This window comes from Mesorhizobium sp. LjNodule214 (genome assembly GCF_964252735.1).
Lineage (GTDB): Bacteria > Pseudomonadota > Alphaproteobacteria > Rhizobiales > Rhizobiaceae > Mesorhizobium.
Genome location: NZ_CAXUPE020000002.1, coordinates 2,016,942 through 2,040,053 on the forward strand (window position 1 = coordinate 2,016,942; position 23,112 = coordinate 2,040,053).

Annotated in this window: 15 protein-coding genes; 10 read left to right on the plus strand and 5 right to left on the minus strand. The window is 62.4% G+C overall.

The window, feature by feature from the left end; all coding sequences use genetic code 11:
* The first annotated feature begins 224 nt into the window (after nucleotides 1-224).
* The 10 genes from ACSQ3Z_RS23555 (at nucleotide 225) to ACSQ3Z_RS23600 (ending at nucleotide 18,407) form a co-directional block, all read left to right on the plus strand.
* On the plus strand, nucleotides 225-1,907 hold the full coding sequence (locus ACSQ3Z_RS23555; protein WP_436173653.1) for a hypothetical protein: 1,683 nt from the start codon (nucleotides 225-227) through the stop codon (nucleotides 1,905-1,907).
* Between the two features lie 211 nt (nucleotides 1,908-2,118).
* A complete protein-coding gene (locus tag ACSQ3Z_RS23560) occupies nucleotides 2,119-3,339 on the plus strand; it encodes a glycosyltransferase (RefSeq protein WP_436173654.1) in 1,221 nt (406 codons plus the stop codon).
* A 185-nt stretch (nucleotides 3,340-3,524) separates the two neighbouring features.
* Nucleotides 3,525-4,784, plus strand: a complete 1,260-nt coding sequence (locus ACSQ3Z_RS23565; protein ID WP_436173655.1) for a polysaccharide biosynthesis/export family protein — start codon at nucleotides 3,525-3,527, stop codon at nucleotides 4,782-4,784.
* A gap of 438 nt (nucleotides 4,785-5,222) precedes the next feature.
* Nucleotides 5,223-6,998, plus strand: coding sequence for a type I secretion system permease/ATPase (locus tag ACSQ3Z_RS23570; RefSeq protein ID WP_436173970.1), 1,776 nt, complete (start codon nucleotides 5,223-5,225; stop codon nucleotides 6,996-6,998).
* Nucleotides 6,999-7,024: 26 nt separating this feature from the next.
* The gene (locus tag ACSQ3Z_RS23575; protein WP_436173656.1) at nucleotides 7,025-8,344 is read left to right on the plus strand and encodes an HlyD family type I secretion periplasmic adaptor subunit; all 1,320 of its coding nucleotides are present in this window, start codon (nucleotides 7,025-7,027) and stop codon (nucleotides 8,342-8,344) included.
* Nucleotides 8,345-8,474: 130 nt separating this feature from the next.
* Nucleotides 8,475-9,353 carry a sulfotransferase family protein gene (locus ACSQ3Z_RS23580; protein ID WP_436173657.1) on the plus strand — a complete coding sequence of 293 codons (879 nt, stop codon included), beginning with the start codon at nucleotides 8,475-8,477 and terminating at the stop codon, nucleotides 9,351-9,353.
* A 216-nt stretch (nucleotides 9,354-9,569) separates the two neighbouring features.
* Nucleotides 9,570-11,072 carry a lipopolysaccharide biosynthesis protein gene (locus tag ACSQ3Z_RS23585; RefSeq protein ID WP_436173658.1) on the plus strand — a complete coding sequence of 501 codons (1,503 nt, stop codon included), beginning with the start codon at nucleotides 9,570-9,572 and terminating at the stop codon, nucleotides 11,070-11,072.
* Between the two features lie 247 nt (nucleotides 11,073-11,319).
* A complete protein-coding gene (locus ACSQ3Z_RS23590; protein WP_436173659.1) occupies nucleotides 11,320-13,755 on the plus strand; it encodes an RTX toxin in 2,436 nt (811 codons plus the stop codon).
* 406 nt (nucleotides 13,756-14,161) lie between these two features.
* Entirely contained in the window at nucleotides 14,162-18,130 is a 3,969-nt protein-coding gene (locus tag ACSQ3Z_RS23595) for a metallophosphoesterase (RefSeq protein ID WP_436173660.1), read from the plus strand.
* A gap of 40 nt (nucleotides 18,131-18,170) precedes the next feature.
* Nucleotides 18,171-18,407, plus strand: a complete 237-nt coding sequence (locus ACSQ3Z_RS23600) for a hypothetical protein (RefSeq protein WP_436173661.1) — start codon at nucleotides 18,171-18,173, stop codon at nucleotides 18,405-18,407.
* Between the two features lie 61 nt (nucleotides 18,408-18,468).
* Here ACSQ3Z_RS23600 and ACSQ3Z_RS23605 read toward each other — a convergent pair whose 3' ends face one another.
* The 5 genes from ACSQ3Z_RS23605 to ACSQ3Z_RS23625 form a co-directional block, all read right to left on the minus strand.
* Nucleotides 18,469-18,750: a hypothetical protein gene (locus tag ACSQ3Z_RS23605; RefSeq protein WP_436173662.1), complete on the minus strand. Its 282-nt coding sequence runs from the start codon at nucleotides 18,748-18,750 to the stop codon at nucleotides 18,469-18,471.
* Nucleotides 18,751-18,819: 69 nt separating this feature from the next.
* Nucleotides 18,820-19,815 carry a nucleotidyltransferase family protein gene (locus ACSQ3Z_RS23610; RefSeq protein ID WP_436173663.1) on the minus strand — a complete coding sequence of 332 codons (996 nt, stop codon included), beginning with the start codon at nucleotides 19,813-19,815 and terminating at the stop codon, nucleotides 18,820-18,822.
* Nucleotides 19,812-20,972, minus strand: coding sequence for a PqqD family peptide modification chaperone (locus tag ACSQ3Z_RS23615; RefSeq protein WP_436173664.1), 1,161 nt, complete (start codon nucleotides 20,970-20,972; stop codon nucleotides 19,812-19,814). Before ACSQ3Z_RS23615 ends, ACSQ3Z_RS23610 begins: the two co-directional genes overlap by 4 nt.
* A gap of 63 nt (nucleotides 20,973-21,035) precedes the next feature.
* Nucleotides 21,036-22,478, minus strand: coding sequence for a cation:proton antiporter (locus ACSQ3Z_RS23620; protein WP_436173665.1), 1,443 nt, complete (start codon nucleotides 22,476-22,478; stop codon nucleotides 21,036-21,038).
* 66 nt (nucleotides 22,479-22,544) lie between these two features.
* Nucleotides 22,545-23,111, minus strand: a complete 567-nt coding sequence (locus tag ACSQ3Z_RS23625) for an adenylyl-sulfate kinase (RefSeq protein WP_436173666.1) — start codon at nucleotides 23,109-23,111, stop codon at nucleotides 22,545-22,547.
* Nucleotide 23,112 lies beyond the last annotated feature (1 nt).

Sequence of the window (23,112 nt, forward strand, 5' to 3'; positions counted from 1 at the left end):
TAGTTGGTTTTTTCGCAGTGTGATGCCGAAACCATCCGGCGAGGGAGTGATGAGTTGGTGCACGATTCACCCTCAGTGCGGTAGCTTGCAATACGAGATCCAAGCCCTTGAAACCTTCACGCAAGTCCAAACCAGGAAGCTGCCACCCCGCAGGCCCCGGAGAGCTTCGGGATGGCCTGCAGCCGCAACAATATCGTCGCTGGTCACCGGAGGCCAAGGCAAGGATGCTGGCGGAAGCGTTGGCGCCGGACGCGCACGTTCCAGCACCTGCCAGGACGCCCGGCGCAGGGTCGTGGCAAGACTTCGACTGGCGGCGGAAAGCCGTTGCGGGCAGCGAAGCCGATGCAGGGCCATCTCAAACTGACGGAAATGCTCCTTTTCGCCCCTTCGAAACGGTATCGGCACTGCCGATTGCCGCCGAACTGTTTCGGGCGCTGAATGCGGCCGGCCTGAAATACGGGATCGTTCAGGATCTCGCATCCGTGCAGGACGCACTTGCTGGCCGGGACGATCTGGATGTCCTTTTGGACAAGCACGACTACCCGGTCTTCTGCTCGATCGTCAGTCAGATGCAGGGTCGCCGCGGCGTGAGCCTGTCCTGCTACGACAATGTCTGCGCCGGTCGGGAGGACTGGTTCATACCCGACTTTTCGCGTGGCCGGTATCTGCATCTCGACATGCACATCGGTGTCCGGGTCGGCCGGGAGTTTCGTAAGCGCTATCTGGCGTTCGACCATGCAGCGATCGCACGATGGGAGTCGATTTGCGTGGAAGACGCATCGGTTCCCGTCGTCTCGCCCGAAGACGAGATCCGAATAGCGATTGCCCGTTTCGCCTTCCGGGCTTGGGCCTTCCCGTGGAGCCGGTGGATCACCCTGCCCGATCGTTGGACGGACCAACTCGCACGCCTGCCATCTCTGCCCGGCGAGCCATCTCTGTCCGGAGAGCATGGCTTGCATGTCGTGGAATACACCTTTGGCGGCGGAAGAACGGCGATCTGCAGGTTCCGGAAAAGCGGCGACGGTTTGGTCGCTGACTATGGCGATCTCACCAGGCTGCGCCGTTCGATCCGGGAAATGTCCGGTTTCACGGGACGCTATGCAATCGCCGATGCTGCGGTCCATCTCGCGCGCAAGACCTCATATCTTGCCCTGAGGTTGCTTCAGCGCCTGATGCCCGGCCGCCTTCCACCCAAGAGACGGCCTGTGGCTGGTGGGCTTGTGGTGGCGGTCGTCGGTCCTGATGGGGTGGGCAAGAGCACTCAGGTCGATCGGCTGACCCAGACATTTCAATGGAAATTCGGCTGTGCGCAGGCCTATGTCGGAACCGGCGATGGCCGCGGATGGTGGCTTCGCAAGCGGCTGCAGAGCCTGATTTTGCCCCATAGACGCAGCCTGAAGTCTCTGGTCCAGCAGGATGGCAACGATTCCATCCGCCGAAATTGGGTCAAGGGAGGCGTTGTCACGACCGGGTTGGCATTGTGGGCGGTCATGATTGCGTTTGAGCGATACGCAGTTGTGAAGCGTGCGCATCGATGGGCAACACGCGGCATGATCGTCGTTAGTGACAGGTGGCCGCAGACGCTGCGCAGAGGATATCTGGACGGGCCAACCGTCCCGGAGCACCTGTTCGCCATCCCAGGCTTGTCAGCTCTCGCCCGGCTCGAGCAGAAACTCTATCAAAAGATGGAAGAATGCCGGCCGCACCTGACTTTGCACCTCGTTTCCGATTTTGCCGTCTCCGAGCAGCGGAAGCCGGGAGAAATCAGGAAAGAAGCGTTCGAGGCGCGGCTGTCGCTGATGGCGGAATTGCGGGCCCGGGACACGCAAATCCGGACCGTTGACGCTGGCGCCAGCCTAGAGACGGTCAACCGGGAACTGTTCAGGCATATCTGGCTGTCTCTCTAAGAGACAGAGCGGGCGGCTCGACCGCCGACATTCACCACCATGACGACAGTCGCAAGCGGGCAGCCTTGCCACGACCGTACTGAGGGCCGGGCGATCCCGGCCATGCGCGGGACAAACGCCGAGAGAAGCCCCCAACGTCCTGACCCGCTGCGCCGATCTCCTGCCTGAATGCACCGTCCGCCGGATTTCATGTCCCCTGAGGTACAAGCAAATGAAGATTATTCATGTGCTCACCCGACTGCTTCGGGCAGGTTCCGAAGAGAACACTTTGGCCTGTTGTCTCGCCCAGGCGCGGCACGGCCACGAGGTGCTGCTGGTTCACGGCGAGGAATACGACGCGAGTTTGCGGGCGTCGGTAGCCGGAGCCCTTCGGGTGGTGACCCTGGAACCGCTCCTGAACCCGATTTCACCATCCCGCGACATTTCTGCATTCAGGCAACTCACGCGCCTCATGCGCGATTGGCGGCCTGACATCGTGCACACGCATCAAAGCAAGGCCGGCATCGTCGGCCGCCTTGCCGCAAGGGAAGCCAATATCCCAGGCATCATACATGGCGTGCACATTCTGCCTTTCGTGCATGTGGGCAAGGCGCAGCGGCTGATGTTCCTGGCCGCCGAACGTCTGGCAGCAAACTTCACGCGCGCTTTCATCGATGTCAGCCAGGCGATGCGTGACATTTGCATCGCCAATCATTTGGGTAGCCCCGATCAGCACCATGTCGTCCACTCCGGCTTCGACCTGGCGCGCTTCGCGAACGCGCAATGGCCGCAAGAACCGCATCTGCTGCTGGGGACGGCCGTCGGTGAGCCAAAACCGCCCGTGGTCCTGGTGCTGGCCGCACTGGAACCGAGAAAACGCCACGTCGAGTTCATTGAAGCATTCGGCCAGGTGGTCGATCGAATTCCGAACGTGCGGCTGCTGCTGGCCGGCGAGGGACCGGCGCGATCCGCAGTCGAATCGGCGATCCAACGATCCCCGTTCGCAAACAGGGTTCGCATGATCGGCCATCACCGCGAGCCCGAACGGCTGATCAGCCTGGCCGACGTGTGCGTGCTGACGTCGATGCGAGAAGGATTGCCGCGCGTCATGATGCAATACCTGGCGGGCGGTCGGGCCAGCGTGGTCTCGCATCTGCCCGGTGTGGAAGAGGTCGTGAAGCATGGCGTGAACGGCATCGTGACGCCTGCGGAGGACGTGGGCGCCGCGGCGGCGGCGGTCGCCGATCTTCTCGAGAACGAACACTATCGTGCTCGGCTGGCTGATGGCGCGAAGCTCACCGACCTTTCATCCTGGGGGCTGGAGTCCATGTGCGAAAGGGTCGAGCTGATCTATCAGTCGGTGCTGGAGTCGGCCCTTTCACCCGCCAGGCCGAACGATATCCGAATTGGCGAGAGCCTCGCCAAGCAGACCTTGGGGTTGCACGGACTCTGATGGACCCCACCCCGACGGAGCGTGTCCAAGGCTTGCTCTTCGAACCGAACATTTCCCTGCCGTCGCGCTCCGGCCGACGAACTGATCCTGACGGCAGGCATACAAGTGGAGTACGAACGATGCGTTTGCGTGCTGACCAACAATTTCCATCCAGGCCATTCCGAGCGAAGGATCGTAGCCGATCGTTGTTTGCCGGATTCGAACCTGCGGTCAGCTATATGCTGGCAATCATTGGTGGCCTCGCCATGGCCTTCATCCTGCTCGCCGCGAATGCGTCCCGCGCGGATGGATATACGTTCGACAGCGGTGACATCCTGCGCGTTTCGGTTATCGGCGAGGCATCCTATCCGCTCGACGTCGTGGTCGATGATCGGGGCTCCATATCGCTTCCCTTGTTGGGTGACATCCAGGCGCGCGGCCTCACCACCGTTGCCCTCTCGCAGGCCATTCAGCGCGCATTTCAGCAGCAGAAGCTCATCCTCGAGCCCTTCGTGAAAGTGGAGATCGGCCAGTACCGGCCATTCTTCATTTCCGGAACGGTGGCCCATCCCGGATCGTACCCGTTTCAACCGGGAATAACGGTTCGCCATGCGCTCGCCATAGCAGGCGGCTTCCGGGCCACCACCGTGGGAAACATGGAACCCGCCCTGCAAATCGCAGATCTACGCAGCACGCGTGCGAATCTGGGGCTCGAAGAATATCGCCTCAAGGTTCGGCTCGCCCGGCTCCAGGCGGAAAGTCGACAGGACAAGTCTTTCGTTGCTCCGCCGGATCCGCCGGTCGAGTTTGCCGGACATTTGATTGCCGACATCGTCGCCTCCGAACAAGCCCAGTTGGACGCGCGGCTTGCCGCGTATCGGGACGACGTTTCCTACCTTGAGGCCTCGTTGGATCGGGCGAGGAAGGAAGCGAAAATGATTGCCACCTCGCGAAATGAGCGGGAGAAGACCGCCAACCTTCAACTCGAGGAACTGAAGTCTGCCCGGTCGCTGCGGGAAAAAGGCCTGATAACGAATTCGAATGTCATGACGGCCGAGAGAGCCCACACCAGCTATCGCGCCGAACTTGCGCAGACCGAGCTTCAGCAGGAGCAGGTGCGGCAGGCGATCCTGAACTCGGAAAGCGAGCTGCGAAAAAAGCATCAAAGCTATGAAATGGACTTGATCGCGCAGACCCAGGACACGCAGGTCGAGCTTGGAAAAACTCAAAGCCAAATAAGGTACGTCGCCGACAAGCTTCTCTTTATCTTTAGCTACGGCGAACAGCGGACCTTCGACGATTTGCAAGGCTCCGTGAAGATTTCGATCTTCCGGCGCGAGCAGAAAATCTCCCACGACCTCGTCGCCGACGAGAATACCGAAGTAAGAGCAGGCGACGTCATCGAGGTCTCCATCGTGGCCAACAAGGGTTTCTACGCTCCGGACAATTCGACCACCGGACAATAGCGGCGCCAAATCTCAGGTACTTTGATCGTGGTCTTCGGTGCAGCACTGACAGTCTTGGGGAGCTATCTCCGCCGGGCGATTGTCCCCGTTGAACCGGCACAGAGGCCGCTCGGCCTTCTCCGGGCACCGGCGCGCCGAAAGACGCTACGTCGCGCGCCGCGTCGTCGGCGTCCCACCGTGCGGTCGCGCATTCCCGGTGTAATCCTCCTCCTCGCTCTTACGCTCGCGGGAATTGGGTTTCTGCCGCGCCTTGTCGATTTCGGGGGACTGACATCGCCGACACAGCCCTGGGCTGATCGCCTGCCTGACTGGCTCCGCTTTGCCGATGGGAGTTCACTGGACGCTCTCCCGGTTTGGCTGACAGCCGCAGTTCTGGGATTGCTGGTGGTGGCTGTCTACAGGGCAAGGCGGAAGCGGAGGGGCGCCCTGCCAATCGTGTTGGCGAACACAGGCGCTCAATCCTCTGCCGGGGGCACCCAGCCGGCGCCCGGTTCGGAACTGGCCTGCGCGCTGCGCTCCTGCAAGGGAGCGCTCGCGGGCGTCGCGGTGTTCAGTGGCGTGAGCAACATCCTCATGCTGACCGGTGCGATATTCATGCTGCAAGTCTATGACCGGGTGCTGCCGAGCCGCAGCATCCCGACCCTGGTAGGGATGGCGATATTGGCAGGCGCCCTGTTTATCGGGCAGGCGGTCATCGACCTCGTGCGCGGCCGCATCATGACCAGGATCGGCGCCGAAGTGGACGAAGCCGTTGGAGGACGCGTGTTCACAGCCGTGTCCAGGCTGCCCTTGTTCCTTGGCCCGCAGGGCGACGGGCTGCAGCCGCAGCGCGATCTCGACAGCATCCGCACATTTCTGTCGAGCCCCGGGCCCAGCGCGCTGTTCGAGTTGCCGTGGCTGCCCTTTTATCTGGCAATCATCTGGAGCTTCCATCCAATCCTCGGGGTCACCGCCACTTGCGGCGCGATCGTGCTGGTGACCCTGACGGCCGCAACCGAGATCTTCACGCGCAAACCGATGGGCGCCGCGGTTCTGACCGGCGTGCGGCGCAACAGCTACGCCGAGGCCAGTCGCCGCAACGCCGAGGTGCTTGCGGCAATGGGCATGGGCAAGCGCCTGCATGACCATTGGCGGGAAGCGAGCCGGGAATATCTGGCACAGCAGCAGCGTGTCAGCGACATCGTCGGCGGCTTCGGCAGCTTCGCCCGCGCCTTGCGGCTGATGCTCCAGTCGGCAATGCTGGGTGTGGGCGCCTGGCTGGTCATCGAGGGCGAGGCAACGGCCGGGATCATCATCGCCGGCTCCATCCTTGCGGGCCGTGCGCTTGCCCCTGTCGATCTTGCCATCGCCCATTGGCGGAACTTCGTCGGCGCGCGCCAGAGCTGGCGCAGGCTGAGCAATCTGCTCGCCCGCCTGCCCCTGGATGCCCAGCCGATGGCGCTTCCGGTGCCGAGTTCCAATCTGACGGTGGACCGCATCGCGATCGGCGCGCCGGGCACGCAACGGATTATCGTGCAAAGCGTCGAATTCCGTCTGGATGCCGGCTCGGTGCTCGGCATCATCGGCCCAAGCGGTTCCGGCAAATCGAGCCTCGTTCGCGGGCTGGTCGGCGCATGGCGACCGCTGGCTGGTCGTATCAAGCTGGATGGCGCAGCACTCGATCAGTGGTCGCCGGAGCGACTTGGCCGCTGCATAGGCTATCTGCCGCAGGACGTCGAACTGTTCGCGGGAACGGTTGGTGCCAACATCGCACGTTTCGATCCTGGACCGGATGCGGAGGCCATCGTCGCCGCTGCGCGTGCCGCCGGCGTCCATGACCTGATCGTCGGTCTTCCCAATGGTTACGAGACACAGATCGGAGAAGGCGGAGCCGCGCTTTCAGCCGGGCAGCGTCAGCGTATCGCCCTGGCGCGCGCGCTCTACGGCGACCCCTTTCTTGTCGTCCTCGACGAGCCGAATTCCAACCTCGACATGGAAGGCGAAAGGGCACTTGCCGAGGCCATCCTCAGAATCAAGGCGCGCCGCGGCATCGTGGCCATCGTTGCGCATCGGCCGAACATTCTCGCCACAGTGGATTTCATGCTCATGATGAAAGAGGGGCAGATGCACATGTTCGGCACGAGAGAGGGCGTTCTGTCCAAGTTCTTTCCGATGCCACAGGTCAATGGCGAGGGCCTGCAGCCGGTTTCAAGCTCGCCGCAACTGCCGAATTGAAAACGTCCGGATAAGGGAAACGGCCAATGAGGGCAGCCATCTTGAGCAGATCGCTTTCCAACCGGCGATCCATTCACCGCAATCTGCTGGGCGGGACGACCGTCGTTGCGCTGCTCGTCGGAGTGATGGGAGTCTGGGCCGGGACAGTCGACATTTCGGGCGCGATCATTTCGCGCGGCGCGGTGATCGTCGACGGCAGCGAAAAGAAGGTGCAGCACCCGACAGGCGGTGTTGTCGGCAAGATCTTCGTGCGCGATGGCGACCATGTCCGGGCCGGCGATATTCTGGTGCAGCTTAGCGACACCATTCCGCGTGCCAGCCTAGCCTATGTGACAAAGAACCTGGACGAACTTTATGCGCGAAAGTCCCGGCTCGAGGCGGAACGTGACGGCAGTGAACGGATGACGCTCGCTCCGATCCTTGTCTCACGAATGAACGACCCTGAGATTGTGGCCACGGTGGCCAGCGAACAAAGACTGTTCGAACTTCGCCGGGTCGAGCTGTCGGGCAACAAGGCACGCCTGCGCGAACGCATCGAGCAGCTTCGCGAGCAGATCGAAGGTTATTCGGCTCAGGCGTCGGCAAAGGCCAAGGAGATCGTGCTGATCAGCGACGAACTCGTCGACATCCGCAGCCTTGTGGAAATGAAGCTCATCCTCAAATCGAAGCTGACCGAATATGAGCGCGAGGCGACACGCATCGAGGGCGAGCGGGCGCAGCTTGTGTCGAGCATGGCGCAGGCAAGGGGGGCCATCGCCGAAGTCGAGCTTCAGATCCTGCAACTGGACAAGCAGTTCTCCAGCGAAACCGGAAGCGAACTGCGCGAAGTGGAGGCCAAGATCGCCGAATTCGAGGAACGCAAGATCACCGCGGAGGACCAGCTGTCACGCATCGATATTCGCGCTCCCGCCAGAGGCACTGTCCATCAATCGACAATCCACACCGTGGGCGGCGTGATCGGCGCGGGGGAGCCGATCATGCTGATCGTACCCGACACCGACACTCTCACGGTCGAGGTGAAGGCCGCCCCGCAGGACATCGACCAGCTCTTGATCGGCCAGCGCGCGCATCTCCGCTTCACCGCCTTTAATGTGCGCACAACCCCCGAAACGGAAGGTGTGGTGTCCATGATCGCGGCCGATGTAACGCGCGACCAACACACCAATGAAACCTACTACGCGGTACGCATCACGCCCGACCCGAAGGACATCAGGAAGCTCGGCCCTATCTCGCTCATTCCCGGCATGCCGGTGGAAGCGTTCATAAGAACCGGCGACCGCAAGGTGATCTCCTACCTGATGAAGCCTTTGACGGACCAGATGACGCGTGCGTTCAGGGACCAGTAGCCGCGCTCAGCGCGGCTAGAGCAATTCCAGGAAAAGTGCGCAGCGGTTTTCCATCCGGAATTGCGTGAAAACAAAGAGTTAGGGCGGATCGAGCAATCCTGGTTCACTTGCATTGAACGGATGAATTGTCATGACGGCAACAGAGTTGAAACCTCCGATTTTTCTGATCGGCAACTATCGGTCGGGCACCACCATTGCGCAGAAGCTGATCGGACTGCATCCGGACATTGTCACCTGGTATGAACCAAGGACATTATGGCTCTATGCCGATCCGGCACGGCGTCATGACGAATTCGTCAAAACTGACGCCACAAAAAAGGTCGTTCGTTACATTCGCGATCGGTTCCTCGAGTACCAGTCGCGACACGGCGGCCGGCAGGTTATGGAAAATACGCCTTCCAATGTCCTGCGCGTGCCGCTTGTCCACGAGGTTTTTCCGGAAGCCATATTTCTATATATTACGAGAAATCCATTCTCATGCATAAGCTCGATGGAGCTTAAGTGGCAGAAACCAAAGACCTTAAAAGGCCTGCGAAGGACGCTTGCGGTCACTCCGGTGACACAGCTTCATTATTACGCAAAAGATTTCATAAAGCAGATCATCGCCAAGAAGCTATTGAGGAGAAAATACACGCCGATCTATGGGCCCCGCTACAAGGGAATCGATCGGGATTTGCAGGAACAGGAAAAGTTGACGGTGATCGCGCGCCAATGGGCGCGAGGCAACCGAAAGGCCCGGGAGGATCTCGCCAGGCTGGGGAACGGCCGCGTATTGTCGTTTCGCTATGAGGATCTAATGCAGGATCCCGAGCCGGTGTTGCGGCGCATCTATCAGCATTGTGGGTTGGACTGCACAGACGAGATCATTCGCACGGCCAAGGAGATGATCGATCCCGGCCGTCAGCAGAAGTGGCTCCGCCTCGACCGCAAGGAACTGGCGGCGATCATACCGGAGATCCGGGACGAAATGCAGTTCTATCGCTACGAGATTCCCCAACCCCTTCAGTAAGGATGGCGCGCTGCGGGCGCCACCTGAGCTTGCGATATCCGTCGTCTCGCTCGGCGGATCCTGGAACGATGCAATGGCCGCCTGCCTGGGTCGGCTTAGAGCAATTCCAGGAAAAGTGCGTAGCGGTTTTCTGTCCGAAATTGCGTAAAAACAAAGAGTTAGAGCGGGTCGGCGATTCTATCAAAAGCTGAACCGCTCTGGTGAGTGGAGAGTGGCGTGAGCGATATCCGGCGCGGGCTGGCAAAACACAGTGTCGTGGGCATGTTCTGGACGGCTCTGTCCATGGGCGCGCTTGCGGTCGCGGAGCTTGTCGCCCTCCTCGTCCTGGCCAGGCTGCTCTCGCCCAAGGAGTTCGGCCTCTACTCCGCGGCCCTGATCGTCATCAAATTTTCAGCCATCTTCCAGGGACTTGGCATTACCCCCGCGATCGTGCAGCGCCCTGTTCTGGAGGATCGGCATCTTCGGGTCGGGTTCACCTTGTCGTGCCTCCTTGGGCTGGCTGTGTCCGCACTGGTCTGGGCGATGGCACCCGCCATTGCCGGCCTCCTTCGGCTTGCCGAACTGGCTCCGGTCGTGCGTGCGGTCTGCTTCGTGTTCCTTTTCCAAGGGGTTTCCATGGTGGCACTGGCTTCGGCTCAGCGCGCGCTGCGGTTCCGTTGGCTGGCACTCATCGACGCCTGCGCCTTTGCCGTGGGCTACGTCGTTGCCGGGCCGGTTCTGGCTTGGCTCGGCTTCGGCATCTGGGCGCTTGTAGCGGCCGTGCTGATCCAGCAATTCACACGCATGATCGTGCTGCTCATAGGCCAGCCACACCCGATGCGGCCTTTGCTGGAGCGACGCGCCATCGCCGAACTGCTCTATTTCGGAGGCGGCTTCACCATTGCCCGGATATTCAACTACCTCGCCACCCAGGCTGACAAGCTTGTCGTGGGCCGCTGGCTCGGCGCCGATGCGCTCGGCCTGTACGGTCTGTCGTCGCAGCTCATGACGACGCCTGCGGTCATCGTCGGTCAGGTTCTCGATCGCGTGCTGTTCCCGACCATGGCACTGGTCCAGGAGCAGCCCGCGCGGCTTGCTCGCGCCTATCGCAGCGCGGTCGCGGGTTGCGCCCTGCTCGTCCTGCCGGCCAGCGTGGTCGTGGCGATCGTCGCGCCCGAGTTGGTGGCGGTCATTCTCGGACGGGGATGGGAGGGCGTTGTCGGCCCGCTCCAGATCCTCGCATTCGGCATGTTGTTCCGCACGAGCTACAAGCTCAGCGATTCCGTTTCGCGGGCAACAGGCACGGTCTACGCCCGTGCCTGGCGCCAGGCTGTTTTCACCATCGGCGTCTTTGTCGGGTCCGTCATAGGGCAATTCTGGGGCATAGAGGGCGTGGCGATCGGCGTCGGCGCCGCCTTCGGGGTCAACTTCATCCTCATGGCACAGTTGAGCCTTCGCGTGACCGGGATGCGGTGGTCGGAATTCGCCATGGCGCACATGCCTGGCCTCGCGCTCGCAGGCGTTCTCGGAACAGGCATCTGGGCATTCGTGGAATGGTTGCGCGAGCTGCAACTGCCTGCCCTTGCCCTGCTCATCGATACGGCATTGCTGGCGGCGGCTGGGGGCTTGCTGCTGTGCTGGATCCTGCCGTCGCTGTTCCTTGGACAGGACGGGCGATCCCTGCTGCGCTTGCTCGCGTCCGTAGCGCCCGCTTGGCGTCCGCTCCGCCGCCCGGGATAACGAAGCAAGCAGCCTGATCGCCGGCCGGGCTCGGCGTTTGTACCCGACAGCCCGGCCGGCATTCATGGGCAACATCCCAGCATTCATGGGCAACGTCGTTGTGCTCACCTCGGGGGCGTCGCTGGCTGTGACGTCCCCTTCGGGCGCATCGAGATTCTGGTCTTAGATCGAGGAAAAATGCGGAAAGAGATTCAACATGGCTAAACTGCCTTGGCCTCCCGGCAGCGGGAGTGACGCGAAACCTTTGATGACAGAGTTCGACATCGACCTTGGCATCAAGGGCGACTGGCTGACCAATGACAACTGGACCGCCGATCCTGGTGACGGCTTGACCGCCGAAACCGGCAAGGACGATCCCGGCTTGGGCGCGGCTGCGAGCAAGATCGACAGCCTCATCTCCACGCTCGAGATCCCTCCGACCTGGGCGCCCGATGGCGGACTGAAACTCATCGGCCTCGCCGAAGCAGCCGCCAGGATTGGCATTCATCTCGACAACACCGTCCTCGACAGTGTGACGGCGAATGCCGGCTCCTGGCATTCTGCGGTGGGTTTTGGGAACGGCGGCATCACCTGGCCCGCCCCCGCATCCGACCGAGTGGCAGACACGACCACCACCCTGACGGGGGCCACGGTCGCCAGCAGCAGCCTCCTCGCCGCCAGCCTAAGTGCGGTCGACCCGATCTTCGAAACGAGGGTGGCGGCCGCCGGCGACGATGTCGAGCAGAAGGCTTCCGGCACGATATCAGCCAACATCAATGACCTGGAACTGGGCCTTGACGGCACCACCAGCCAGACGGTCGGCCTCCGCTTTACCGGCATCGACATCCCCAAGGGCGCCATCATCACCGGTGCCTACATCCAGTTCCAGGCCAACGAGGTGAAGACCGGCGCGACGTCGCTGCTGGTTCAAGGTGAATACAGCGACGACGCGAGCGCTTTCACGTCGGCCAGCTTCAACGTGTCCTCGCGCGCGACGACGGACGCGTCCACGGCCTGGACGCCGGACCCGTGGACCACGGCGGGCGCCCAAGGCCTGGCCGAGCGCACGCCGGACCTCTCGGCGATCGTTCAGGAGATCGTCAACCGCTCCGGCTGGGCGGCACTCAACGACATGGCATTCCTGATCACCGGCACCGGCACGCGCACAGCCGATTCCTATGAGTACTCGCCGACCAGCGCACCGCTGCTGCATATCGAATATCAGCTGCCCGGTCCGCCGGGCAATCCGGTGGTTTTCAACACGCCGGCCGACGCCGACCCCACTGCCAATCAGATCGCCGAGCTTGCCGCGGCGGGCGCCCCTATTGGGATCACCGCTTCGGCCGCCGATCCCGACGTCGGCTCGACCGTCACCTACAGCCTCGATGATACGCGCTTCGCCATCGACGCCAGCAGCGGTGTCATCACGCGCTCGGCCACCGGCGCGCTCGACTTCGAGACCCAGACGTCGATCAACCTGACGGTGACGGCAACCTCTTCCGACGGCAGCACCGCCAACCAGAGCTTCACCCTCGCCGTCGTCAACAGTCCCGAGCCGGTTGCCTTCAACACTGCACCCGACGCCGACACTGCGGTCAACCAGATCGCCCAGAACGCCGCAGCGGGCACCGCGATCGGGATCACAGCCTCGGCCACGGATCCCGACGCCGGCTCGACGGTTACCTACAGCCTCAATGATGCGCGCTTCGCCATCGACCCCACCACCGGCGTCATCACGCGCTCAAGCACCGGCACGCTCAACGCCCAGTCAGAGCCATCGGTCAACCTCACGGTCACCGCAACCTCCTCCGACGGCAGCACGGATACCCACGCCTTCAGCGTCGGCGTCACCGGCAACCAGTTGCCCACGTCAGTGACTTTGGAACATACCATCCTGACTTGGCAGTGGTCGCCGCCGAGCCCCGACCCCACGGACATCGTCTATATCTCCCACCTCGGCACGCTGCTGGTAGCCGACAGCGAAGTCGACGAGATGCCTGCCCTTTTTACCGGCAAAAATCTCTTTCAGATGAGTCCGAGCGGCGCCCTGGCGAGCACGCTCACAACCATCAGCTTTTCCGACGAGCCCTCCGGGGTCGCCTACAATCCCGTCAACCAGCATCTCTTCTTCACGGACGACACCGGCACGAAGAGCGTCTACGAGCTCAACCCCGGGCAGGACGGACTTTACAACACGTCCGATGATATCGTGACATCGTTCAAGACGTCCGCATTCGGCAGCACGGATCCGGAGGGGATTGCGTACGATACCAATCGAGGCGTCCTGTACGTCGCGGATGGCACAAGTCAGAAGATCTACACCGTCGCGCCGGGTCCGAACGGCAAATTCGACGGTGTCGCGAGCACTGGCGGCGATGACATCGTGACGAGTTTCTCCGCGCACTCGCTGGGAACCCCATCCGACGAGAGCATTGCGTATGACCCGGTCCATGACATCCTTTATATCATTCAGTCACGGGACTCGGTGGCGATGGTAACACCCACAGGGCAATTGCTGGGCACGCTCGATATCTCTGCCGCCAACACGCACAAACCGGCGGGGTTGGCGCTGGCGCCGAGCAGCGACGATCCGACCCATACGAGCCTGTACATCGTCGATCGCGTTGAGGACAACGACTCGCATCCGAATGAGAACGATGGCAGGATCTATGAGTTCTCATTCGATCATTGGATGCTCGTCTGATCCGGCAGCAGGCGATGCCCCAGGCGCGGGCGCTCGCCTCGCTCGACCGCAAGGGATGCACCCTCGGATACGAACCAGTGCCGAGGCCAGTTCCTTCCATTGATCCAGATACCGCCCCATACACCGTGATGGGCTGGCCCATGGTCGGCCTGCGGCCGCGGCCCCCCGCGAGTGATCCAGGCAACGTGCTCGCCTGACGTCCTGACTTTTGTTTTCTGCGGCGACGCCCTGCCGGCGCAATTGAGCGCACACAATCCCGGCAGACCCTCGCCACCAGCAATGCGGCCCCTCCATTTTTTGACCGTCGACACGCCGTCGATCGCGACTGAGCGGAGCAGGCTGTCATGTCCACCTACGGCCCTGCCGAGGCCCAGGTTTTGAAAAACAGCGGCAAAGGAGATCTGATATGTCTAAACCACCTCGGATTCCGGAGAGCGGCAACGCTCCGGGACCGGTCGTGCTTGACTCCACGACCTTCCTGAACAGTCTTTCTCCGATCCTCGAATTCTCCGACGATAGCAGCCTCGCTGGCGAAGCCGGCAAGCGCGATTACGGCCAAAGCGCGGATCAAGCCGCGAGCAAGATCGACAGCCTCATCTCCACGCTCGAGATCACTGCGACCTGGGCGCTCGATGGCGGACTGAAACTCCCCGGCCTCGCCGAAGCAGCCGCCAGAATTGGCATTCATCTCGACAACACCTTCCTCGACAGCGTGGCGGCGAACGCCGGCTCCTGGCATTCCGCGGTGGGCCTTGGGAACGGCGGCATCACCTGGCCCGCCCCCGCATCCGACCGAGTGGCAGACACGACCACCACCCTGACGGGGGCCACGGTCGCCAGCAGCAGCCTCCTCGCCGCCAGCACAACTGCGATCGACCTGACCGTCGAAACGAGGGTGGCAGCCGCCGGCGACGATGTCGAGCAGAAGGCTTCTGGCTCGATAGCGAGCAATGTCACTGACCTGGAACTGGCCGTTGACGGCACCACCAGCCAGACGGTCGGACTTCGATTCACCGGCATCGACATCCCCAAGGGCGCCATCATCACCAGTGCCTACATCCAGTTCCAGGCCAACGAGGTGAAGACCGGCGCGACGTCGCTGCTGGTCAAAGGCGAGGATGCCGACGACTCCAGTCCCTTCACCACTGTCAGCTTCAACGTGTCCTCACGCGCGACGACGGACGCGTCCACGGCCTGGGCGCCGGATCCGTGGACCACGGTCGGCACCCACGGCGTTGCCGAGCGCACACCGGACCTCTCGGCGATCGTTCAGGAGATCGTCAACCGCTCTGGCTGGGCGGCACTCAACGACATGGCATTCCTGATCACCGGCACCGGCACGCGCACAGCCGATTCCTACGAATACAATCCGGCTGGCGCGCCGCTGCTGCATATCGAATATCAGTTGCCCAGCCCTCCCGTGGCCTTCAACACGCCGCCCGACGCCGATCCCGTTGCCAATCAGATCGCCGAGCTTGCCGCCTCGGGTGCCCCTATCGGGATCACTGCCTCGGCCGCCGATCCCGACGCCGGCTCGACCGTCACCTATAGCCTCAACGATGCTCGCTTCGCCATCGACGCTAGCAGCGGCGTCATCACGCGCTCGGCCAACGGCACGCTCGACTTCGAGACCCAACCGTCGATCAACCTGACGGTGACGGCAACCTCATCCGACGGCAGCACCGCGAACCAGAACTTCACCCTCGCCGTTCTCAACAATCCTGAGCCGGTCGGCTTCAACACACCGCCGGACGCCGACACCGCGGTCGATCGGATCGCCCAGAACGCCGCGGCGGGCACGGCGATCGGGATCACCGCCTCGGCCAAGGATTCCGATGCCGGCTCAACGGTCACCTACAGCATCGACGATGCGCGGTTCGCCATCAACGCCAGCACCGGCATCATCACGCGCTCGGGCACCGGCACGCTCAACGCGGTCTCGGAGCCATCGGTTAACCTCACCGTCACAGCCACCTCCTCCGACGGCAGCACGGATACCCACGCCTTCAGCGTCGGCGTCACCGGGGCCGCGCCTGTGATTGTCGAGACGAGGGTGGCTGCCGCCGGCGACGATGTCGAACAGAAGAGCTCGGGCTCGATTTCGACCAACGTCACCGATCTGGAAATGGTCGTTGACGGCACCACCGGCCAGACGGTCGGCGTTCGCTTCATTGGCATCGACATTCCCCAAGGCGCCATCATCACCAGCGCCTACATCCAATTCCAGGCCAACGAGGTAAAGACTGGCGCGACGTCGCTGCTAATCAAGGGCGAGGACGCCGACGACGCCAGTCCCTTCACCAGCGTCAGCTTCAACGTGTCCTCGCGCGCGACGACGGACGCGTCCACGGCCTGGGCGCCCGACCCATGGACCACGGTGGGCGCCCACGGCCTGGCCCAGCGCACACCGGACCTGTCGGCAGTTGTTCAGGAGATCGTCAACCGCTCGGGTTGGGCGGCGCTCAACGACATGGCATTCATGATCACCGGCACCGGCACGCGCACGGCCGATTCCTACGAGTACTCGCCTGCCGGCGCGCCACTCCTGCATATCGAATATCTCCTGCCCGGCCCGGTCAGCCCTCCGGTGGCCTTCAACACGCCGCCTGATGCCGACACAACCGTCAACCAGATCGCCGAACTTGCCGCGGCGGGCGCTCCCACAGGGATCACCGCCTCGGCAACGGATCCCGACGCCGGCTCGACCGTCACTTACAGTCTCAACGACTCCCGCTTCGCCATCGACGCCAGCAGCGGCGTCATCACGCGCTCGGCCACCGGCACGCTCGACTTCGAGACCCAGCCGTCGATCAACCTGACGGTGACGGCAAGCTCGTCGGACGGCAGTCTGGCCAACAAGAGCTTCACCCTCGCCGTCCTCGACAATCCGGAGCCGGTCGCTTTCAACACCCCGCCCGACACCAATATTGCTGTCAACCGGATCGCCCAGAACGACGCAGCGGGCACGGCGATCGGCATCACCGCCTCGGCCAAGGATCCCGATATCGGCTCGACGGTCACCTACAGCCTCGATGATGCGCGCTTCGCCATCAACCCCAGCACCGGCGTCATCACACGCTCGGGTACAGGGACGCTCAACGCGGCCTCCGAACCGTCAATCAACCTCCACGTCACTGCAACCTCGTCCGACGGAAGCACAGCCACGCAGGACTATACTGTCGGCGTCGTGCCGACGGCGGGGCCGCAGACAATATACCGGTTCGCGATCTTTGGTGATTTTGGCGACACCGATCTCTCGGGCGAGAAAGCCGTGTCGGCGATGATCCATGCCTGGAACGTCGATTTCGTTCTCACAGTCGGCGACAACGCCTATGCACCGCAGACCTTCGATCCCGCCATCGGCCAGCAGTATCATGACTACATAGGCAACTATCAGGGCGCGTACGGCAGTGGCAGCACCATCAACCGCTTCTTTCCTACGCTAGGCAACCATGAATACAACGAAGGCACCGTTCCCGCCTACCAGAACTACTTCACGCTACCCGACAATGAGAGGTACTACGACTTCCAGATCGGCCCGGTGCATTTTTTCGCGCTGAACAGCAACAAGCAGGACCCGGATGGGCGCAGCTCCACTTCAGTGCAGGGCCAGTGGGCGCAATCTCTCCTTGCGAATTCTGACGCGAGCTTCAACGTAGCGTACTTCCATCACACGCCGTACAACCCGAGTGGCGGCACCGGCACCATGCAATGGCCCTTCGAGCAATGGGGCGTAAACGCAGTCTTTGCCGGCCACCAGCACAATTATTACCGCGAGAACCGAGACGACAATGGCGACAGCGTCTTTCTTCCCTACACGACCACCGGCCTCGGCGGTGCCGGTCGCAGCGTTCCCAATGTCGGCGCGAACCTGGTGACGGTCACGGACGCAGGCATGCTGATCGAGTTCTACAAGGTCAGCAGTTTCAACGGGACAACGGCAACCAGCGTGCTGACCGATTCCTACTTTGTCCCGACGCCGGCAGGACGCACGCCGACAATCGTCGACGGAGGCTACGTCCTGAACGGCACGATCGGCGCGGACTATCTGTGGGGTCTGGGCGGGAACGCCACGCTGATCGGCGGGCGCGGCAATGACATGCTGATTGCCGGCAACCAGAACAATCTGTTCGTGTTCGCTGTCGGCGACGGCCAGGACACCATCGCGAATTTCGTCGCTGGCGCCGGGTCCGGCGACGTCCTCGATCTCAGAGCCTTTGGCATCACCAATGCCAGCCAATTCCAGCAGGTGGCCACAGACCAGGGCGCGAATGTCGTGGCGTCTCTAAGCGGCGGGGATCAGATCACGCTGCTTGGCGTTCATGAGGAACAGTTCCACAACGACAACTTCCTGGGCAATCTGCTTCTCGCATAGGCGCCGCCCGGCGGAAAAGGATATGCGCCCGAGCGACTGAATGCCCGAAGATCCGCGGCGTACGCGGCTGGAGCCCCATCCCGATCAGGTCGGGATGGGGCTCTTTCTTTTTGATGCAACGCAAGTGCGGGCCTGGTCGCCGCCGGCAAAGAAAAGCCCGGACTGCTCGCGGCACTCTGTGCGCCGCGAGCAGTCCGGGCTGTTAAATGAAAGACCAGAGCAATTCCAGGAAAAGTGCATAGCGGTTTTCCGTCCGGAATTGCGTCAAAACAAATAGATAGAGCGGTTCATCGTTTCCGTGAAACGATGAACCGCTCTAGTGCCTTACCTCGAAACCCCTATTTTCCGTGACCATGACCACGACGGTTGAAGAGCTTGCGGAGCTGCCCGGGGGGGCCGAAGTGAATGTGGTTCTTGTCTCCCCAGCCATGACCCGGGCGTGATCCACCCGATTTGGCAATCGCTCTGGAGTTCAAGCTTGTGCCGAGCAAAAGTGTTATGGCCGGCGGCGTCACCGCAGCGAAACGCCCTGCCTTCTTGAGAAAGTCCCGGCGCGCTTGAGCTTCTGAGACCAGGCTCTCCTGCGTCTGTTCCGATTGCCCTTTACTTTCGGTGGTCATGTCATACCTCGTATTTTTGACGAATTTACTTTAGGAATTCCAGAATAAGGCACAAGCTCTCCAAAAGGCTTAGATTTTCGTGCGCGCCTCCAAGAGCGTGCGAGCGATGCGACGCGCGAGATCGAGCGGGCCACGTCGTGCCAAACCGTCGGCTCGTGAAAACCGCCATGTGCCCCATGCCAAATTGCCGGCCAGGCGCAAGGGGGCGCCAATGATGGGATGTGTCGCCGTGAAGATGCGCCTCCAGTGCTGAAAACGAACCATCGGGCGCTGTGCGCACTTTGCCGGAATCCCGGTCCCGAAGAAATGCTGCAAGGCCAGGAGCTGGGTATCGAGCGCATTACGGGCGCTTTGATCCGACACCGATGCCTGCAGTGCCGTCCAATCCACGTCGTCGGTTTCCGCCAATCGTGCCAGATCATGAAGGTGCCTGAGATCAATCCTTCCGCGCCAGTAATCCCCCTCCTTGAGGAGGTCGTGCACGATCCAGTGCAGGGCCCGCGACTGCGCGGGAGGAATTTCCGCCCGAAGACCGTCTCGCTGAACGAGCTTGGGGCGTTCAAGGTGGTTTGGTCGGCTCGGGCGGAGCTCCAGCATTCCTGCATCCTGCTGGCGGGTCGCGCCTCGATCGCCCGGAACCTGGACATACCCAAGCTCTTCAAGGCAGGCTTGCGCGACTGCCTCTTCAGCCGGCTCTACAGCCAGATCGAGATCACTGGTCATCCTGCTGGGAACCTGTCCGGCCGGGGAGAGGAACAGGGGGACCGCTCCCTTGAGCAGGACCGGAACGATGTCACGGCGGTTGAGGGCGGCAACGGCTTCGCTCAATTGGGCTCGCAAGCGCAGGTTCCGTTCCCGATTGCAGTCGTGAACAAACTCCAGGTACTCACGCACCTCCTGCGGCAGTCGATGGATCTGGCCGGCACGCGCGAGGGACGAGAACAAGTCGGGTGTGAGCAAAGTGTGATTTGCGAGCGCAATCACTGCCTGCCAGTCGGCCCTGTCGGCCGGACAGCCGCGAAGTCCGGCGATCAATGCCTCAAGTGCGTTGCCCCTGCGCATCATCGGCACGCTTTCGTGATCAGCTCGACAGCATCATCGAGCCTCGAATAGGTCAGGCAATAGGTCTCCGCCGATCCGACGATCTGGGTCAGCACGTCGAACGCGGTGCCGCTCAGTTCCCGGCCGGGCGAAAAGGCGCCGTTGAGCAGGCCACGCAATGCGCTGGCTGGGTCGATCGGCGCGAGGCAAGCCTTCGCGTCGCGGCCTCGCCGGAGCAGCACCACGCAGCCGACCGGTAGAGGAGAAGCTGGTCCCGGGACAAACTCCCTGGGCACGGCAAAGCGCACACGCCTGCGGTCCGGGCGGCGAAAGACCGGAGCAGCGCCGAGATCGGGGCAGTATTCGGCCAGGAGTGACCAAGCTCCCGCCTTGACCGCGGGAGCAAACGGAAGACCCACGCCATACCCTTTTGAGTCCAGCAGCGTCACATCGTCCGCGGCGAAGCCGAACCCTGCATGGACCAATGCCAAGGTCAGCGTTGTCTTGCCCGCGCCCGGACTGCCGCAAAGAAGCACGATACGTTCATTTCGGAGAAGCGCGGCCGCATGGACAGCAAGTTCATAGGCGCCGTGATCGAGAACCTCGGTCAGCAATTGCCCTTTCAGCATCACCGGAAGTTCGTTGAGCGAGCAGGACAGGATCCAGTCGCCATCCCGAAACAGGTGAATCCGCCCCTCCCGCTCTACCACCTCGAGCAGAACGTTGGCAGCCTCTCCTTGAACCTCGAGATGCCGGAATGCGGTGATCGCGGGAAAGGCGCAGGCTGCCGGATAGACGATGCGAATATGGAGGCCCGCAACGCCGACCACCTGGCTCACGTGCTCGCGGGCCGATGGTGGAGACAATGGTGCACAGGGCCGTATCAGGTCCAGCCGTTGCCAAGCCTCGAGCGCAGCCTCGACATGCCTGTCTGCCTCACGCCTATCGATGCCACTGCGCGCAATCTCGAACGCGATGGCGTGCGGTGGCATGCCTTCTTCCAGAGAGCGCCAGATGTCGGCAGCCGTATCGTTGACGGCGAAAATGGCCTGCCGGCAGGAACTGAACAGGATGTTTTGCCCTCTGACGGGCGCCAGGCGCCCCTGGATCACGAACGCGGCCGTGCTGTAATCGGCGGCGCCTGACGCCACGGTTCTGTCAACCGCCTGGTGCTGATTCATCGGGTGGTCGTCCTCCAGTCTACCAATGCGACGATCTGATCTGCTGCTGCAGGGCAGGCGCATTCAATGAGCGAAGCGCCCTTTCGGCAGCAGCTCATTTCGCCCATTCGATTGCTTTGAGCTCTCAAGTCCATCCGGTACTGGCCCCGAGGGTTTGGCAGCGGCGTGCCGGTCTCGGCCTGACGGCGACCGGGAAATCCGGACCAGAAATTCCATGATCGTCGATGCCAGGCTCGCTGCCCCGCGCATGCCAGACGCGGGTGGTCTCGCCAATTCGGCAAACACTTCGGAATCACGCGCCAGCCGCCAGCGTAACCAGAGCCCGGTGGCCAGCGAGGTCAGTATCGAAGCCAGCACCAGCGCGGTGAACATGCGTTCGTCGATGATGCCGGCGGCGTATGCGACGCTCGCCAGCACGATGCCCGGCCCGCCGCGCGTGTTCATGGCGACACCGTAGTCGAAGGCCCTGGCCCAGTCGGTACCCGCTGCTCTGGCGGCAATGGTGCAGCTCACCAGCTTGATGGCCGTGCTTGCGACGATGAAGAAGAGGGTGAGCGGGCCGTCGAATTGATGCGCCAGATCGAGCCGCAAGCCGACCAGCGCGAAGTAGATCGGCACGAAAAACCATATCGAGATGTCAGCGATATGTTGTTTCACCGGAGCAAGATGCCGCGAGGGAAATCGCGCCATCACGAGACCCGCCAGAAGCGCGGCGAAGATGACGTTCACTTTCAAGAGGCTCGCGGCCGCGACGAAGACCAGGCACAGCAGCATGGTGTAGCCTGTCAGAGACGCTTCGCTGAACTTGCCGAAGACGCTTCGCCGAATCGCGCGCGCCGCTGCCGGCGCGAAGAACAGCGAGACGACGACGAAGGCTAGGTTGACGGCGATCACACGCCCGATGCCTCCCGCATCGGCGGCGTCACCGTTCTGCACCGCCGTGGCGATGGCAAGCATGCTCCAGAGGATGAGATCCTGGATGGTCGCAGCGCCGATGATGTTGCGCGCGAAGGAGCTGTTCATCAGGCCAAGATCGAGGAAGATGCGCGAGATGACCGGGATCGACGTAACGCCAACGGCGATACCCATCACCAGCTTGAACGCAAGGTCATCGCCCGCCTGTGCGTCCGCAAACAGCGGCGCGCCCGCATAGCCGCACGCGAACGGAACCACGAGCGCGCCGATCACCAGCGCCGGTATGATGCGGCCCGATCCCGTCATGCCTTCCGCCTGCATCTTGAAGCCGGCGGTGAACATCAGCAGAACCAGGCCCAGCCAGTAAAAGGCGGAGAGCAAGGCACCCTGCGCGGGGAACCCGGCAAACAGCCATGTGTGCGCTTCGGACGAGACAAGCCCCAGCACGGACGGGCTGAGCACAATTCCGCCCGCGATCTCGCCAATCACGCGCGGCAGCTTCAATCGCTCGAACACAAGGCCGCCGCCCAATGCGCCGATGAGCAGCAGAACCAGGGAAAGAAAGAAACGCGCGAGTTCGGAATCGTTCATGCGACCGCCTCAGTTGCTGACGCGCTCAGAGGATGAAGGTGGGATGCCGCTGGCCGGCACGCCGGGTCAATTCCCGACATACGAGGCAACGATCCGCGCCGCGAGTTCGTCCACGGAATGCGCCTCGGTATCGAGAACGAGGTCCGGACTGTCCGGCGGCCGATATTCGCAGTTGTAGCCGATGAGGGTATCGATCTCGCCACTTATCGCTTTGCGATACAGGCCCTTTGGGTCCCGTTGCGCACAGGTCTCGACGGAGCAGGCGACGTAGCCAATCGTCAGGTTTCTGACATTTTCGCGAACATGCTCGCGAGCATCTTGCCCTGCGGTCAGCGCGGCGACCACGACGTGCAGGCCGGCATCGGCCGCCTTGTTGGCCAGATGCACCAGCACTGAGACCACGCGCAACCGGCTGTCTGTGCCAAACCCGAGGTCGGCTCCGAAGAACCCGCGGACCTCGTCGCCGTCAAAGAGGATGGTCGGAACCCCGAGCCGCCGCAGATCCGCAACGACGCGCATCGCCAGCGTCGTCTTGCCGGCGGAGGTTGGTCCGAGCAGCCATAGCACCGTTCCCGGTTCAGGATATTCGCGGTCCTGCCGCGGCAACCCGAAATGCTTCACTCCGTTGGCCATC

Excerpts from the sequence above, each read along its gene's own strand:
- ACSQ3Z_RS23615 (WP_436173664.1), bottom strand. The coding sequence starts at position 20,972 with ATGAATCAGCACCAGGCGGTTGACAGAACCGTGGCGTCAGGCGCCGCC.
- ACSQ3Z_RS23590 (WP_436173659.1), top strand. The coding sequence starts at position 11,320 with ATGACAGAGTTCGACATCGACCTTGGCATCAAGGGCGACTGGCTGACC.
- ACSQ3Z_RS23580 (WP_436173657.1), top strand. The coding sequence starts at position 8,475 with ATGACGGCAACAGAGTTGAAACCTCCGATTTTTCTGATCGGCAACTAT.
- ACSQ3Z_RS23625 (WP_436173666.1), bottom strand. The coding sequence starts at position 23,111 with ATGGCCAACGGAGTGAAGCATTTCGGGTTGCCGCGGCAGGACCGCGAA.
- ACSQ3Z_RS23605 (WP_436173662.1), bottom strand. The coding sequence starts at position 18,750 with ATGACCACCGAAAGTAAAGGGCAATCGGAACAGACGCAGGAGAGCCTG.
- ACSQ3Z_RS23610 (WP_436173663.1), bottom strand. The coding sequence starts at position 19,815 with ATGATGCGCAGGGGCAACGCACTTGAGGCATTGATCGCCGGACTTCGC.
- ACSQ3Z_RS23555 (WP_436173653.1), top strand. The coding sequence starts at position 225 with ATGCTGGCGGAAGCGTTGGCGCCGGACGCGCACGTTCCAGCACCTGCC.
- ACSQ3Z_RS23620 (WP_436173665.1), bottom strand. The coding sequence starts at position 22,478 with ATGAACGATTCCGAACTCGCGCGTTTCTTTCTTTCCCTGGTTCTGCTG.
- ACSQ3Z_RS23600 (WP_436173661.1), top strand. The coding sequence starts at position 18,171 with ATGCCCGAAGATCCGCGGCGTACGCGGCTGGAGCCCCATCCCGATCAG.
- ACSQ3Z_RS23575 (WP_436173656.1), top strand. The coding sequence starts at position 7,025 with ATGAGGGCAGCCATCTTGAGCAGATCGCTTTCCAACCGGCGATCCATT.
- ACSQ3Z_RS23595 (WP_436173660.1), top strand. The coding sequence starts at position 14,162 with ATGTCTAAACCACCTCGGATTCCGGAGAGCGGCAACGCTCCGGGACCG.
- ACSQ3Z_RS23560 (WP_436173654.1), top strand. The coding sequence starts at position 2,119 with ATGAAGATTATTCATGTGCTCACCCGACTGCTTCGGGCAGGTTCCGAA.